Annotated in this window: 14 protein-coding genes and 1 tRNA gene; 3 read left to right on the top strand and 12 right to left on the bottom strand. The window is 62.7% G+C overall.

What is annotated here, in order from left to right; genetic code table 11:
• Both V3H18_RS12140 and ku read right to left on the bottom strand, forming a co-directional pair.
• The coding region (locus V3H18_RS12140) for a DNA polymerase ligase N-terminal domain-containing protein (protein WP_332082330.1) at window positions 1-614 on the bottom strand (614 nt) is incomplete at its 3' end.
• 5 nt (window positions 615-619) lie between these two features.
• Window positions 620-1,510: a non-homologous end joining protein Ku gene (gene ku / locus V3H18_RS12135; protein WP_332082329.1), complete on the bottom strand. Its 891-nt coding sequence runs from the start codon at window positions 1,508-1,510 to the stop codon at window positions 620-622.
• Window positions 1,511-1,678: 168 nt separating this feature from the next.
• Between ku and V3H18_RS12130 the strand changes: the two genes are divergently transcribed.
• Together V3H18_RS12130 and V3H18_RS12125 are read left to right on the top strand one after the other, a co-directional pair.
• Window positions 1,679-1,942 (top strand): hypothetical protein, encoded by a 264-nt coding sequence (locus V3H18_RS12130; RefSeq protein ID WP_332082328.1) that lies wholly within the window; start codon window positions 1,679-1,681, stop codon window positions 1,940-1,942.
• A 114-nt stretch (window positions 1,943-2,056) separates the two neighbouring features.
• Window positions 2,057-2,824: a L,D-transpeptidase gene (locus V3H18_RS12125; protein WP_332082327.1), complete on the top strand. Its 768-nt coding sequence runs from the start codon at window positions 2,057-2,059 to the stop codon at window positions 2,822-2,824.
• A 447-nt stretch (window positions 2,825-3,271) separates the two neighbouring features.
• Here the strand turns inward: V3H18_RS12125 and V3H18_RS12120 are convergent, their stop codons facing one another.
• From V3H18_RS12120 to V3H18_RS12080, 9 genes are all read right to left on the bottom strand, one after another.
• On the bottom strand, window positions 3,272-3,955 hold the full coding sequence (locus tag V3H18_RS12120) for a Fe2+-dependent dioxygenase (protein WP_332082325.1): 684 nt from the start codon (window positions 3,953-3,955) through the stop codon (window positions 3,272-3,274).
• 5 nt (window positions 3,956-3,960) lie between these two features.
• Window positions 3,961-4,641 (bottom strand): Fe2+-dependent dioxygenase, encoded by a 681-nt coding sequence (locus V3H18_RS12115; protein ID WP_332082323.1) that lies wholly within the window; start codon window positions 4,639-4,641, stop codon window positions 3,961-3,963.
• 114 nt (window positions 4,642-4,755) lie between these two features.
• Window positions 4,756-7,296, bottom strand: a complete 2,541-nt coding sequence (locus V3H18_RS12110) for a TonB-dependent receptor (RefSeq protein ID WP_332082322.1) — start codon at window positions 7,294-7,296, stop codon at window positions 4,756-4,758.
• A 411-nt stretch (window positions 7,297-7,707) separates the two neighbouring features.
• Window positions 7,708-8,181, bottom strand: coding sequence for a J domain-containing protein (locus tag V3H18_RS12105; RefSeq protein WP_332082321.1), 474 nt, complete (start codon window positions 8,179-8,181; stop codon window positions 7,708-7,710).
• 302 nt (window positions 8,182-8,483) lie between these two features.
• The gene (locus V3H18_RS12100) at window positions 8,484-8,966 is read right to left on the bottom strand and encodes a hydrogenase maturation protease (protein WP_332082320.1); all 483 of its coding nucleotides are present in this window, start codon (window positions 8,964-8,966) and stop codon (window positions 8,484-8,486) included.
• On the bottom strand, window positions 8,963-10,432 hold the full coding sequence (locus V3H18_RS12095) for a Ni/Fe hydrogenase subunit alpha (RefSeq protein ID WP_332082319.1): 1,470 nt from the start codon (window positions 10,430-10,432) through the stop codon (window positions 8,963-8,965). Before V3H18_RS12095 ends, V3H18_RS12100 begins: the two co-directional genes overlap by 4 nt.
• Window positions 10,433-10,555: 123 nt before the next feature.
• Window positions 10,556-11,107 carry an NADH-quinone oxidoreductase subunit B family protein gene (locus tag V3H18_RS12090; RefSeq protein ID WP_332082318.1) on the bottom strand — a complete coding sequence of 184 codons (552 nt, stop codon included), beginning with the start codon at window positions 11,105-11,107 and terminating at the stop codon, window positions 10,556-10,558.
• Window positions 11,104-11,844: a 2Fe-2S iron-sulfur cluster-binding protein gene (locus tag V3H18_RS12085; RefSeq protein ID WP_332082317.1), complete on the bottom strand. Its 741-nt coding sequence runs from the start codon at window positions 11,842-11,844 to the stop codon at window positions 11,104-11,106. Before V3H18_RS12085 ends, V3H18_RS12090 begins: the two co-directional genes overlap by 4 nt.
• Complete coding sequence (locus tag V3H18_RS12080; RefSeq protein ID WP_332082316.1) at window positions 11,841-13,670, bottom strand: NAD(P)H-dependent oxidoreductase subunit E; 1,830 nt, start codon at window positions 13,668-13,670, stop codon at window positions 11,841-11,843. The genes V3H18_RS12085 and V3H18_RS12080 overlap by 4 nt, the downstream gene beginning before the upstream one ends.
• A gap of 1,482 nt (window positions 13,671-15,152) precedes the next feature.
• Here V3H18_RS12080 and V3H18_RS12075 point away from each other — a divergent pair.
• Entirely contained in the window at window positions 15,153-15,386 is a 234-nt protein-coding gene (locus V3H18_RS12075) for a hypothetical protein (RefSeq protein WP_332082315.1), read from the top strand.
• A gap of 136 nt (window positions 15,387-15,522) precedes the next feature.
• Here V3H18_RS12075 and V3H18_RS12070 read toward each other — a convergent pair.
• Window positions 15,523-15,598 (bottom strand) — tRNA-Glu (locus tag V3H18_RS12070).
• Between the last annotated feature and the right edge of the window lie 39 nt (window positions 15,599-15,637).

The following is a 15,637-nucleotide window of genomic DNA, read 5'->3' as shown; positions in this document are numbered from 1 at the left end:
CGCCGACTCGAGGCGGCGGGCGCGGCCGGCGCGCCGCGCTCGATCTCCTCGCGCGTGCGTCCCGTGGCGACGCTGGTAGGAAAGCGCTGCACGAGACGATCATCCGTTTCGGCGAAGTCGTCGCGCTCCTTGACGAGCAACCAGTTCTCATTCTTGTCGCGCGTTTTCATGCGCACGAGCGCCCAGCGCCCGCGCATGCGCGACCCATGCGCGAGAAATTTGATTTCTCCTTTTTCGAGCGCTTCGAGAGGATCGCCGTTCAACGGCTCGTAAGCCGCATCCTCCCAGAGCATGACCGTGCCGCCGCCATATTCGCCTTTCGGGATCAGCCCCTCGAAGTCGCCATAATCGAGCGGATGGTCCTCCGTCCGCACGGCGAGGCGCTTGTCGGCGGGATTGGCGGAAGGGCCGCGCGTCACCGCCCAGCTTTTCAAGACGCCGTCCATCGCCAGCCGCAGATCGAAATGCTCGCGTCGCGCGAAATGCCGCTGCACGACGAGCCGCGCGCCGCCATGGGCGGCGCCGCCCTGAGGCTCCGGCGTCTTGGCGAAGTCGCGTTTGGCGCGATAGCGCTCGAGCCCATCGACGGCGGCGCCTTGTCGCTGGGAAGGCATGCGGGTCAGGCGCGCCGCTTAGCTGCGGATTTACGCGGCGCCTTCGCCGGCGTCCTGGCGCCCGCCTTCTTCGTCGGCGGCGCGCTGCGCGGCGGCTCAGGCTTCGCCCCAGCCCCGACCGAACGCTTCAACGCCTCCATGAAATCGAGCACCTTCGCGCCAGGAGCCTGCTCCTCCTCGACCGGCACGCTCAGGCCTTTGCTCAGCTTGGCGTCCACGAGTTCGCGCAAGGCGGCGGCGTAATGATTTTTGAATTTGCCCGGATCGAACGCCGCCATGCGGCTGTCGATCAGCTCCTCGGCCATCCGCACCATGTCGGCGCGCGTCTTCTCCCGCCCGATGCCGGCGAATATTTCGGCCTCGTCCTTCAATTCGGCCTCATAGCGGAGCGTCTGCAGAATCAGCCCTTGCCCTTCGTCGTCGGCAAAGAGCGCGACGAGATTTTCGCGCCCGCGCAGCGTCAATTGACCGACGCCCGTCCTGCGCTTGGCGTAAAGGGCGTCGCGCAGGACGCGATAGCCTTCCTCCGCGGCTTCGCCGTCCGGCAGCACGAAATAGGGCCGGTCGAAATAGATCGGATTGATTTCGTCGCTCGCGACGAATTGCGAGAGTTCGATCGTGTGGCGCGAGGCGAGCCTGAGCGCGTCGAGCTCTTCCTCCTCGAGGAAAACATAATTGCCGGGCTCGACCTCATAGGCGGAGACGATGTCTTCCTTCTTCACCTCGCCCTTGCCCGGCGCCACTTTGAGATAGCGAATGCGCTGCTTGGAAACCCGGTCGATCTGGTGAAGTCTGATCTCGGACTCCGCTCGCTCCGCCGCAACGAGCCGCACGGGTATCGAAACGAGCGCAAGCCTAAGATGGCCTTTCCAGAAGCTGCGCGAGGACTCCGGCATGACGACTCCTACTCACTACGACGTCGCCTGAATATCTAATGCACGGCGCGACCGAGGCGAGACCAGGGGCGACGTCTTGAGCGAGACGCTGGATCGCGCCGAGGGAACCCCTCTTCCGCGCGCCGCGTTATTCATGAATCTGATGCCTCGGGCTGAAAGAGGCGGGAGATGAAACGCGACGATGAACGGCGTTTTATCGGGACAATCATGCTGGCCGCCGCCTTGATGATCGCCTCCGCGAGCCCGGCGTTTGGCAAGCGGGCGAGAGGCCCCGCCGATCGATTCGACGGGCCGGAGGCGACGCCCTCCGCCGCCGTTTACGTCGGGGACTGCGGACCCCGCTATCCCCGGGGCTACCGCTACGATCTCAAGAACTGGCGTTCCGGCTTCGCCGACCGCGACTTTTCCTGTTACATGCTCGACGAATATTAAAAAGGCCGCGCGCTTTTGGCGAGCTTGTCCGCAAACGCGGGTTTCCTTGCTTTTGGCCGCATGCACCGGGATAATCCGGTCTAATCGGGTTAAGGAAACGCGGGGTCGCCGGACATGTCGCTTTCAAGAACTTTCTTCTTCGCCGCGGCCGCCGCCGGGGCGCTGCTCGCGGCTTCGTTCGATGCAAAAGCGCAATTTTTTGGCGATCCCTTTTCCTATTTCGATCCTCCCCCTTCTCCGCCGCCCTCCTATGATCAGCGCCGCGGCGCCGCGCCGCGCGCTCCGGGACCAGACGACTACCAGCCGCATGCCCGCCCCTATGAGCGTCCGCGCGCCCGGCAAAATGAGAACAGGCGCGTCGCGAGCCTGCCCCCCGACGCAGACCCCGCCTATTCGACGCCTGTCGATTATGATGGCGACATCAATCGCCGTCAGGCGACGGCGCGCCACGTCTCCGACCAGACCGGCGAAGGCGCCGGCGTCATCACTATCGACACGCGCCGGCGCAAGCTCTACCTCTCGGTCGGCAATGGCGAGGCGATCGAATATAGCGTCGGCGTCGGCCGACAGGGCTTCTCATGGAAAGGCGTCGCGCAGATCGGCCGCAAGGCCTTCTGGCCCGGCTGGACGCCGCCGCCGGAAATGCTCCAGCGCCGTCCCGAGCTTCCGACTCATATGGACGGCGGCCTGGACAATCCGCTTGGCGCCCGCGCGCTTTACCTCTTCGACGGGATCAAGGACACGATGTTCCGCATTCACGGAACGAATGAGCCGGACACGGTCGGCAAGGCCGTCTCATCGGGCTGCATTCGCATGCTCAACGCCGACGTGATCGATCTTTACGAGCGCGTGGGCAAAGGCACGCGCGTCGTCGTCAGATAGACCCCGCGCGATCTCAAGCGGCGCCGTTTCGACTGGCGCGCGAACGGCTCAACGACGATCCAGCCAATATCCGAGGATCGCCCCGCCGATCGCGCCAAGGATGGCGCTCGCAAATGCGACGGAAAATCCTGCAGTGGCGACGCCGAGACCCGCGCCCAACGCAGCGCCTATTCCTCCGAACGCCAAGGCAGCGGTCGACTTGCTGCCGTCATCATATGTTTTGGCCATTTTCTGACGCCCTGCTCTCGTTCAGACGTTACGCCTGAGCGTCCTTGCAATGGCAGATAGGGCGTCCCCGAAAGCGGACGAGAGCGTTGGACAGGCGCGGCCGTCGATTTTGATTCGGTCTTTGCTTTCTTCACGAGCGCTGAGCTGGCCGCCGCCGGGAAGCTCGCGTTCAAGCACGCGCGGAGCGGCCCGTGTGCGCCGCAAGAGCGCCCAATCGACTTACGTCTCGGCCCAGCCGCGGACGAGATTGTGATAGACGCCGGATAATTTGACGCAGGCCGGATCGCCCGCGCCGAGCCTTTCGGTGAGCGATTGAATCGCCTGATCGAGATCGAAGAGCAAGGCGCGCGCGACATTGTCGCGAATCATGCTCTGCAGCCAGAAGAAGGAGGCGATGCGTTCGCCCCGCGTCACTTCGCGAACGAGATGCAGGCTGGTCGAGGGATAAAGCACCAGATCGCCGGCGGCGAGCTTCACCTCCTGCTCGCCGACGCGATCCTCGATCACCAATTCGCCGCCGTCATATTCGTCGGCCTCGGAGAGGAACAAAGTGCAGGAGAGATCCGTACGGATGCGGACCGGCGTGCCGGGAACGCCGCGAATGGCGTTGTCGACATGCAGGCCGAAACCATGTCCGACGCCATAGCGATTGAAAAGCGGCGGAAAGATTTTCTGCGGCAAGGCCGCCGAAATGAACATGGGGGAATTCGCCAATGCCTCCAGCACGCGTTCGCCGAGTTCGCGCGCGGCCTCTCCCCCTTGCGGCAATTGCAGATTGTTCTTCACCAGCGCCGATTGGGCGCCGGCCGTCGCGCAGCCGTCCTCCCATTCCGCCTTCGCCATGACCGCCCGAAAATAGGCGACCTCCTGCTTCGAGAGAACTTCGGGCGCGCAAATCAGCATAGGGCTTACGCCTCTCCCCAATAGCGCACCAGATTGTGATAGACGACCGCGAGCTTGCGCATATCGGGGTCGTCGCCGCCAATGCGCGGCGCAAGCTCCTGGATCGCGGCGTCGAGATCGCAGACGAGGCTGCGCGCCTCGTCGGCGTGTATCATGCTTTGCAGCCAGAAGAACGAGGCGAATCGCGTTCCGCGCGTGACGGGCGTCACCATATGCAGGCTGCCGGCGGAATAAAGAATGAGATCGCCGGCCGGCGGCTTGAACTGGCGCGAGCCATAGATGTCCTCGACGATCAATTCGCCGCCGTCATATTCGTCGGGCTCCGAGAGAAAGAGCGTCGCCGCGAGATCGACGCGAATGCGCTCGCCGCTCACGGCGTCGCCGCGTATGGCGTTATCGACATGCGGCTCGAAATAATCGTCGGCGTCATAGCGGTTGAACAGGGGCGGATAGATGCGTTGCGGAATCGCGGCCGAGACGAAAACCGTATTGCCGAGCAGCGACGATAGAAGGCGCGCGCCAAGTTCGCGCGAGAGCTTCGAGTCGGGCGCAAGTTGGCGGTTGCGCTTCAGCCCGGCGTTCGCCCCGGCGGTGGAGGCCCCGTCCTCCCAGGGCGCGCGCGCCGCCGCGCCGCGAAAGGCGGCGACCTCTTCCTTGCCGATGGCTTGGCGAACGTGAACCAGCATCCGTCCTCGCATTGTTAGAGCGCGTTCGCGAGCCGATAACCCGCAAACGCGCTCCGATCTTTTTAACTTAACGCATTTTCCGCCGAAACGGCGCCCGCTCCGGCGGAAAACGTTTTAGAAATGCACCTTGGCCTCGAGATAGACCGAGCGGCCGGGCGCCATCTGCACAAAGGGGTTCGCCGTCTGATAGAAGGCGTCGTAGAAGGTCCGGTTGAAGAGGTTATTGACCGAGAACTTCATCGTCACATGCTCTCCGACCTTGGACTCCGCGAAAATGTCGAAGCGCCAGTAGGACGGCAGGACCGTCGGCACGTTCAAGACAACATTGTTCGCGGTCGGCAAACCGAGCGAGTTGACGTTGACGGCCCCGTTGGCGATCAGGTTATTGCCGCCATAGACTTTCGAGCGATAGATCGCCTGGCCGCCGATTTCAAGCCAGTCGGCGGGAAGGCCAATGAGATCGCCGAATTTATATTTCGACAGCATGCTGAAGGATTCATGGGCGATATTGGCGAGCTGCAAGCCCACATTGGTCAGCACATAGGAGCTTTTGACTTTCGACTCCATGAGCACAAGGCCGCCGATCGCGCTCCATTTGTCGGTGATGTTGCCGGCGATTTCGAGGTCGACGCCCTGGACGTAATAAGACGCGTTGGCCGTCGTTACGCCCGAGTTCACCTCGCGCGCGCCGCTCACATCGGTTCTGAAAAGGGCGGCCGTCGCCAGCAGATGCCGGTCGAAAAGCTCCCATTTCAAGCCGATTTCCTTGGCTCTATTATATTGCGGCGGAAAAATCTGCGCCGCCGTGTTCAGACCGCCATAGTTCGCGGCTGAACCGTCGAGCTCCGCGCCGACCGGATTGCTGGAGGTCGCATAGGCCGCATAGACGCTGGCTTCCGGCAACGGCTTCAGCACCAAGCCGAGATTGTAGTTGGTCATGCCGGAATGACTCGAAGCGAAGGTCGAATAGGTCTGGGTGCGGCTGGTGATGTTATAATCGTCGTAACGCACGCCGCCGTTGGCGATGACGATATTCTCATAATTCGCCGTCTCGATCAGATAACCGGACTTGGTGTCGACTGCGATGCGGTTCAGATTGTTCAGATTGGGATTGATGTAGGGCTTGTTGTTGAAGGGCAGATAGGTGCAGGGCAGATAGAGACTGCACGTCACATTGTTCCCGGAGAAGACGTTCACTCCGTTGGATTCCGATGTCAGTCCCGAATAATTGGTGCGCGTCACGCCTTCGCGCGCGAACTCGACGCCTATGACCGCTTCGTGGCTGACCGGGCCGGTGATGAATTTCACATTCGCTTCGGTCTGGCTGTCGAGCACATTCGTCACTTGATAGCGGCTTTGGCCGCCGATCGAAACGCTTGCGGGAATGAGCGTCCGGGGAAGATAGCCCGCGCCCGATTGCGCCAGCGAGCCGACATAGTCGATGACCGCGCGCTCCTGCCGAAAGCGGCTCGTAAGCGTGATATCTTCATTGGCGCGATATTGCGCGGTGAAGGTGCCGAAGTCCTGCTTATAGACCTGGAAGTCGCGGTTGATCAGACCATACCAGGTGTCGCGCTGCGTCACGCCTTCCGGATAGGGCCGGTTGCGGATGCGGTTATAGGGCACGCCGAAGTCCGGCAGGCCGTTCTGATAGACATGGGTGTATTGAGCGGTCAGCGTCAGATTGTCGAGCGGCTTGAAGACGACCGAACCCGCGACGCCGTCGCGATAATCGGTGACGAAGCTGCGTCCCGCGACGTTGGAGTCATGATACAGGCCGTTGACGCGAACGGCGAGGATCGGGCTGATCGCCTTGTTCACGTCCAGCGTCAGGCGCTTCATATGGTCGGAGAAGCCGCCGATCGCGTCGAAATCCACGAAGTCGCGATCGCGCGCCTGCTTGGTGACGATATTGATCGCGCCGCCCGCCGTGCCGCGGCCCGCGAAGCTCGATCCCGGCCCGCGCAGGATTTCCACCTGTTCGGTGTAGAAGTTCTCGCGGACATTGACGCCCGGATCGCGGATGCCGTCGACGAAGATGTCGTTGCGCGCGTCGAAGCCGCGGATGAAGAAACGATCGCCGAAGGCGTTGCCGCCTTCGCCCGTCCCGAGCGTCACGCCCGCCGTGCTGCGGCCGATTTCCCTTAAGGTGAAGGCGTTTTTATCGTCGAGCACTTCCTTGGAGAGCACGGTGATTGTGCGCGGCGTGTTGAGAATCGGCTGCGTGAATTTATTGGACGCGAGACGGTCGACCTTATAGGGCGCGACGGGATCGGCGTAAGGATTGGCGTTGGCGGCCGTCACGATCGCCGGAACGCCGCCGGCGCCGCCCTGCCCGCCGGAGGAGGCCATGCTCGGCGCGCCGCCGCGCGCGCCTGTCGTCCCATGGCTCGGCGCATGCCGCGCGGGACGCGCATGAGCCATGACGGGCTTCGGTTTCGCCGGCGCGACGACGCGCGGCTTCTCCTGAGGCGCGTCCACTTTCACCGGCGGCAGAGTCGTCGACGCCGATTGCGCCAATGCGGAGGCGCTGACGCTCGACGCCAGCGCGGCGGCGACGCCCAGCGCCTTTACCGAGACGCGCTCGGTCGTGCGGCGCGCCGGCAAAGACTGCCGAAACATGCGTAGGGAGATTGGGGATTTTACATCGCTCATAGGAACCGCCCGCAGTTTTACGCGCTACGGAAATTCTTCCTGCGCGTGAATGAACATGGCGAAAACTAAGCTGTGAGAAATTTGCACAGTCAAACAATGATGTTGTTAAATGGAAATCTTCCAACTCGCCTTATTTCCGCCTATTTTCAGCAACTATTCGCTGGGCGTCGGTCGGTTGTCAGTTTTTTGCGACATCGAATGTGGTCACGCTCGATAGCGAGAATATTCGGCAAGCGAACAGCGACAATTGGAGAGGGTAGTCGAGGGTTTTCGGCGGGACGTTCGATCATGAACGGCGCCGTTGCGGGCGCCGTTTCGGCTTGGGAGAAAGCGCCTCTTTAAAAAAAAATCGGAGCGCCGTCGCGACTCGATGAGTCGCGACGGCGCTCGCGTAAACGCTCGTCGCCCAAGCTATGAGGCGCCGGCGAATTGCTCGAGCAGCGCGTCGCGCGCCTCCGCGATGCGACGATAATGTTCGTCGCTGCCGCCTGCGTCGGGATGCGCGGTCTTGGCGAGGCGCCGAAAGGCGGCGTTGATCTCCGACGGCTCCAGCGCGCCCTCCATCGGCAAGTTCAACGCCTCGCGATATTCGCGATCGTCGCCGAATTCGAGCCGGGCGAGGAAGGCGCGGCGTTTTTCGCGCGCCTCGATGCGCAGTTCGACCTGATCCTCCTGCCATCTCTGGCGCGACATGACGAGACATTCGCCAAAGGCGATCCGTCCCCGCGTTTCGAGTTCATCGAGACTGAACGGCCCGACAACGCCGTATGGCGGCGCGAGATAAGCGCGCCGGCCGTCCGCGCCCTCCTCGATACGGCCGATCGTCGCCATATCGAGGACGCCCAACGAGCCGTTCCAGACGACCCATTCCTCTTTGTCCGTCATGCCGCGCGCTTTCTGCGTAAGCCGGCGCCGCGCCCCGTCCTTCTTGTGCGAAAGGCGACGCGACATCTGGACCGTCCGCGCGTGCATGCAGGTTCGGGGCCAAGGCTAGGAAACAATGGCGCGAGGCGGGGTAGCGGATGGCAAGAAGCTTCACGCGCCATGTGCTTGCGCGCTTTCCGATCAGACGGAATCGTCCGATCGATAAGAAATCGCGCCAAACGAAAAGCTGGAGCAAGTTCTGATCGAAAAAGTCCGTCAACTTTTTTAAGAACTTGCTCTGACGAATGAAATTCGAAGCGATCCTATGTCGCTGTGACGTCGCCCGCGATCACGGCGCCGAGCAGGCGATCATAGGCGCTGTCGAAGGCGCGCCGAGCGAGATCGCTGAGCGGGGCGCCGAGCCCGAAATCTTCGCCCGCGACGGCGACGATCCAGGCTTGCGGCGCCTTGAGCCCAATCTTTTCCGCCACGGCGAGCACGCAAGCCGGCGAGAGCGCATGGGTGCTGTGGGTCGCGTCAAATCGCGGCGCGAGCCTGCTGATGCTTACCGGCTCCCCATCCGCCCGGCTGGCGTCGACAAACAGCGCGACGTCAATGTCGCGAAGATCGAGCGCATGTTCGATTTGCCATTGAAAATCGGTGAGCAGCGTCAGATCGACAGGCGGCTCATGCGTTTGCCGCCAGGCGTCGACCTTCTCGACCAGCATCGGCCCAAGCGCATCGTCTCCGCGGCTCGGATTGCCGACCCCGAAAATGAGCCAGCGCGGGCGCGTCGCGCCGCTCATCCGTTGCGGACCATTCGGTCGAGAGAAGCGCCGTCGGCGCCGACAAGCTCGACGATCAGCGGCATTTTGCCGAGCGCATGCGTCGCGCAAGAGAGACAGGGGTCGAAGGCGCGCACGACGACCTCAATATGGTTGAGCAGGCCTTCGCTGAGTTTCTGGCCGCTGATGTAGCGCCGCGCGACTTCCCGCACCGCCGTATTCATTGCCTGATTGTTATGCGTCGTGCTGACGATGAGGTTGCACATGGAAATGAGATCGTCTTCGCCGACTTCGTAATGATGGATCAGCGTGCCGCGCGGGGCCTCGATGACGCCGACGCCGCTCCGCCCCCTTACGCCGTCGCCGCCGACGCGCTCGCCGGAGAGAAGATCAGGATCATCGAGAAGGTCGCGGATCAATTCCGCCGCATGCAGCATCTCGATCATGCGCGTCCAGTGATAGGCGAGCGGCGCGTGACAGATCTTGCCGCCCGAAGCGCGAACGAGCTCGCGACGCTTTTCTTCCGCGAGCGGCGTCGCGATGAAATCGCAATTCTGCACGCGCGCGAGCGGCCCGACCTTATACCAGCCCGCATCCGGACCGCCCGATATCAGATAGGGAAATTTCATATAGGACCAGGGCTTCACCTCTTCGACTATGAGGTCGCGATAGTCGCGGTCCTTGACGCCATCGACGACGAGGGCGCCATTGGCGTCGCGCACGCGCAGCGTTCCGTCGTAAAGTTCGAGCGCGCCGTCGACGCCAACGATCGACATCAGGCTCGACCGAAAGGCGCCGAACGCCTCGAAGCGTTTGCGGTCCGCTTCGACCAGCCGACGCGCCAGTTCGACGGCGTCCAGCGCCCATCGGACCATCTGGTCGGCGTCGGCAAGGAGCAGGTCGCGCTCCGCATGGGTCAGCAATTTGTTGATGCCGCCGGGGATCGCGCCCGTGCCGTGCACGCGCTTGCCGGACGTGACGCGGATCGCCTCCTGCCCCCATTTTCGCAAGGCGACGCCCTGTCGCGCGACGTCGGGATAGGCCTCCGCCACGGCGACGATATTGCGTTTGGCGACGTCGGAATCGAAGCCGAAGAGAAGATCGGGCGACGCCAGCATGAAGAAATGCAGCGCATGCGACTGCAGGATCTGCCCATAATGCATCAGCCGTCGCATCTTCTGCGCCGGGGCGGGCGGCGGCGTCGCGCCGACGACGACATCCAGCGCCTTCGCCGCCGCGATCTGATGCGAGACCGGGCAGATGCCGCACAGACGCTGCACCATCACGGGCGCTTCCCAATAGGGGCGCCCCTCGATGAATTTTTCGAATCCGCGAAATTCGACAATATGCAGCCGCGCCTGCCGCACCTCTCCGGCGTCGTCCAGGAGCAGCGTCACCTTGCCATGGCCTTCGACGCGCGAAATGGGATCGATCGCGATGCGTCGAAGCTTTTCCGGTTGGGCCGCGGTTTCGAGATCGGACGTCATGGCTCGCGCTCCAGATCACGCCGCATTTGGGCGCGATCGCCCAAATGCGGATAACGCGATCGATTCCAAAACTGTAGAGCGCGCTTTACGCGACAAGCCGATTTCACTTTTTCGCTGTGCGCTCTAGTCGAAATGCCGAAGGCCGTAAGGAAGATGCGGGACGCGCCCGGCGATGAGATCGCTCAGGAAATCCCATATGGCGTCGCCCGACGGCGGGCAGCCCTGCAAGAAGTAATCGACTTCGACGATTTCGCGAATGGGGTGAACCTTTTCGAGCAGCAAGGGCAACTCCGGGTCGTTCGGCACGCCGGCGCGCGCCCGATCGAGCGAGCAGCCGCCATGATAGACGTCGCGAAGAATGTCCTGCACGTTAAGGTGGTTGCGTTGCGCGGGCAGCCCGCCATTGATGGCGCAGGCGCCAAGGGCGACAAGCGTTTTGCAGTTCTTGCGGAACTCGCGCAGCACATGAACGTTTTCGGCGTTGCAGACGCCGCCTTCGACAAGTCCGATGTCGCAGGGGCCGCAATGCTTGATGTCGGTGAGCGGCGAACGGTCAAAGTCGACATGCTCGATCAGCTCGAACAGGCGCTCGTCAATGTCGAGAAAAGACGTGTGACAGCCGAAGCAGCCGGCGAGCGACACGGTGGCGACGCGCAGTTTGATCCGGTCGCTCATGCGCCGCCTCCGGCTTTTCCATCGTCCAGCGCGCAAGTCGCCGCCGCAATGTCGAGCTCGCTGATCGGCTCGCCGTCATAAATGCGCTCGCCGATGGGCACCGCGAAGCCTATGCGCTTGTGCAGAATGACGCCGACTGGACAGATATTGGCGGCGAGATCGCCAATATCCATTGTCGTATCCCCGAGGCGACCCGACTCCGAATTGACCACGAGACGCTTATTCACGCCCCGCTCGCTCAGCGAAAAAATTTCCTTGCCGTCAATGTCCCGGCTCGCGCGCACGCACAGTTCGCAGAAGATGCAGCGGTTGAAATCGAGCAGCAGGTCGGGATGAGAGGCGTCGACAGGCCTGTCGGGATAGAAGTAATTATGTTGCGGCGTCATCGCCTCGAGATCATAGGCGAGCGCCTGAAGCTGGCAATTGCCGCTTTTCTCGCAGCCGGGGCAGAAATGATTGCCCTCGGCGAAAAGCATGATCAGCAATTCGCGGCGCGTGTCGCGGATTTCCCCGATATTGTTCTTTACCTCGAGGCCCTCGCGCGCCGGCGTCGCGCAGGCCGACACATGACGCCCGCCGATCTCGACGACGCACAATTTGCAACTGCCATGCGGCGGAAAGCGCGCGTCCCAGCACAGATGCGGAATATAATGGCCGGCCCTGCGCGCGGCGGCGAGAACGCTGTCGCCCTCCTCGAAAGGAATGGCTTCTCCGTCGAGAAGAAAGAAGGCGCTCATTCTTCTCCCTCCGCGAAATGCGCGAAGGCGTCGTCCCGGCCGGTGAGCGCGCGCGCGGGCGCAAGCGCCTCGTCGAGGCTGAAAGCCGGCTGAAAATCGGGCCGGCGCGCGCGCATCGCATAGGCTGAATGGAATTTCTTCAGCCCGTCGAGCACGGGATTGGCGGCGGCCTGTCCAAGCCCGCAATGACTGGTTCGTTGCAGCACGCGGTCGAGCCGGTCGATTTCGGCAAGATCCGGAAGCGCGCCGCGGCCCGCGCCGAGCTTGTCGAGACTGTCTTTCAGCAAGGCCGTGCCGACGCGGCAGGGCGTGCAGAAGCCGCAGCTCTCATGCGCGAAGAAATGCGCGAAATTATGCGCGACCTCGAACATGTCGCGGCTGTTGTCGAAGATCATCAGCGCGCCCGCCGTCGGCGCGTCTTCGAAAGCGATGCGGCGCGAAAATTCCGCCGGCGCCAGCGTGACGCCCGCCGCGCCGCCAAGCTGCGCGGCCTGAACGTCGCGCGCGCCGCAGCTTTCCAGAACCTCGGCGATCGTCGCGCCAAAAGGAAATTCATAGACGCCGGGCGCGGCGCAATCGCCCGAGATCGAGAGGAGCTTCGTTCCGGTCGATTGCGGCGTGCCGATCTTGGCGAAGGCGTCGCCGCCATGCGCGGCGATGAGCGTGACGAGCGCGAGCGTCTCGACATTATTGACCGCGGTGGGCTGGCCGAGATAGCCGCGCGTGACCGGAAATGGCGGACGGATGCGCGGCGTGCCGCGCTTGCCTTCAAGCGATTCGATCAGCGCCGTCTCCTCGCCGCAGACATAGGCGCCCGCGCCAAGATGAATGTCGATGTCGAAATCGAATCCGTCCGCGCCGAGGATGCCGCAGCCAAGCAGACCCTCGCGGCGCCGGCGCGCCAGGACATCTTCGAGATGCGCGCGCAAATAGAGATATTCGCCGCGCAGATAGAGAAAGCCTTGGCTGGCGCCCAGCGCATAGGCCGCGAGCGTCATCCCCTCGAAGACATGATCGGCGTAATGCGTCAGCAGCACGCGATCCTTGAATGTGCCGGGCTCGCCTTCGTCGGCGTTGCAGACGACGACGCGCCCGCCGCCCTCGGGCGGTTCGGCCGCGCGGCAAAACGCCCATTTCTGCGCCGTCGAAAAGCCAGCGCCGCCACGCCCCCGCAAATTCGAGGTTTTGACCTCCGCAAGGAGCGCCTCCGGTCCAAGGGCGATCGCGCGCCGCATCGCCTCGCCCGGCGCGAGACGGCTGGCGAGCAGCATGTCGCGGCGGCGGATATTGTCGGCGACCGCGAAAAACTCCGCGGGCCAGCGCTCCAGCGGCTCCTCCGCCTGAATAAGCGCGGCGATCGCTTCGATCCGCTGCGGCGTCAGCGCCGTGAGGGTCCGGCCATTGACCAGCATCGACGGGCCTTGATCGCTCATGCCGATGCAGGAGGTGTAGTCGACGCTCGCCGCGCCGCCCCGCGAAAGCGCGCCGGGCGCAACGCCGAGCTTCTCGCAAAGCAAGGCCATGAGCGCGCGCGCGCCCTGCATATTCTCGATGATATTGTCGGCAAAGAGCGCGCGATAGCGCCCGACGGGGCTTTGATACAGAAAGCTGTAGAATCCGGCGACCCCCTCGACGCGGGCGCGGGAAAGTCCGAGCCGCGCCGCGATCAGCGTGATCGCGGGCGCGGGCAGCCAAAGCAGCCGCGCTTGAGTCGCGATGAGAATCTGGAGCAGTCGCGTCGGATCGGCGCGGTTTTCCGCCAGCGCGGCGTCGACGGCCGCCGCAACCGCGTCGGGGGCGACAATATCGGAGAGCGTTTGGGCCATGATGTTTTCGACAGTCGACTATCGCAGCTTCATGACGCTTTTCGGAAAGCCGCCGGGGCCTTTTAGCATAGGCCGGTGAATTGGTCGCCCGCGCGCCGATGGGCAAGCCGGATCGCGTCGCGATGCGCCCCGCGCGCATATCGCCGTATCGACGCCTTATGCTCGCCGCAAAGTCGGCAAGAGGTTAACATTTTCTGCGCGCACCGGTTTTGGCCGAGCAGAATGGAAGGAATGACCCCAATGAGCGAGCCTCGTCTCAGCGATTGGACGCTCGTCGCCTATCGGCAAAGGGAAGAAGAGCGCCGCCGGCAGGAGCAAAAATCCGCGGCGGGCGCTCCACGCGAGCGGCCGTCATTCGAGCGCGAGGAAAGGCGCTTCAGCGACGTGACGGTCGTAAGTTTGCAGAGAAGATTTGTCCTCCTCGAACAACGTCTCGCTATTCTTGAACAAAGAGAGCGTGAGCGTCAGATTAGAGAAAAATTCGCGGCCGCTCCCGCGCCATCCCCAAACGGCAAGCCGGAAGGCGATGCGGCATATTTCGGAGACGCGGTGTCGGCGACCTTCGGTCGAAGCGAAGATCATTCGCAGGCGAAATCGCAGCCTGAATTTACTTACACGAAAGTCGAAAAGGCCGAGTCGATGGACGAACGCAAAGCCGACGAGCGGCCTGCGCAAGCGCCGGCGAACGACTCCTCGCGCGCAGCGGGAGCCGGCTTTCCGAGCGATTTCGTCGAAATACGCCCCGAACGGCGTCCGCAGCCGATTCCGCCGGCGCGCAAAATAGCCGGATCGGTGAGTTCCTTAATCGCCGCCGCTCTCTTTGCGGGTTCGATAGGCTTTTTCGCCGCCATTTTCACTGTATCCGCGGAGAGGGCGGCTCAATTCCGCGCGCTCCTTAACATCGCCGTGAACGCCATGTCTGAAACTCGTCACACGAAATAGGCGCGAAGATCGGCGATCGTCGGGGGGCGAGCGAGCATCGAGAATTCGTCCGCGTGATTATCGATTTCTTTACGCAGCTAGTCCTGCGCCGACCTAGGCGCGCTGCGGGGCGCATCAGTTTCGGCGATGAGGGAGCTTTTCGCCGGCTGCGTCTTGCTTGGTCCGCCCAGGTTCGTGGCGAAGCCAAGCGCTAGAAAGCCAACCCAAAACGCGGCCGGAATGATCCTGGAATTTGAAAACGACATATTTGCCCCCTGCATTGGCCCAGTGCCTGAGGCAAGCTTATCACATAATCTATGGTCTTGATAGACTATGAAACGCCTCGCGCCCGGCCGGGGAAAACTGATTTCGAAAAGAACCGGTTTCGAGCGCCGATCCTCGCCGACGGGGCAATCGTCAAGATGCTCTCTCAAGCCCGACGAGTGGAAGTATGCGACAGTCGCCCTATTTTTGAAGGGGCCTTGGCCATGGCGGCCTGGACACCTATCCGCCAACGTCTCGGCAAAGAGGGATGGGATGAAACCCGGTAGTGCGCGGCGCATGGTTGGCGCGGTCTTATTGGCGCTGACCTTGGCGACTGAAACCAGTTATGTCTTCGGCAAGACGTCGCGGTATTCGGCTGATAGCGCGCGTAAGCCGGAAGCGGCGTCGGGAGCGTCTTACGTCGGAGACTGTGGGCCCAATTATCCGCCCGGTTATCGCTACGATCTCAAGAATTGGACGTCTCGGTTCGCCGAGCGCGATTTCTCTTGCTACATCCTTGATGAATATTGAATCGCGGAGCCCCCCGCGCGCCGCTCTTTCCCATTTGTCTCTCAGAGTTCGCTATCGTCCGCCAACACTTATCGGGCAAATGTGGGGCATGAAGCGCTCGTCGGCGCAACCGCTTATCATAACAATTTGCTTTTACTGGCGCTCCCTAGGGGACTCGAACCCCTGTTTTCGCCGTGAGAGGGCGACGTCCTAGACCGCTAGACGAAGGGAGCGGGAAGGAGCGTTCTATAGACCGCTCCCCTTTCCGGGGC

Origin of the sequence: Methylocystis borbori (genome assembly GCF_036576025.1) — a bacterium.
Classification (GTDB): Bacteria; Pseudomonadota; Alphaproteobacteria; order Rhizobiales; family Beijerinckiaceae; genus Methylocystis; species Methylocystis borbori.
This window is presented reverse-complemented; position numbering and strand designations above follow the sequence as displayed.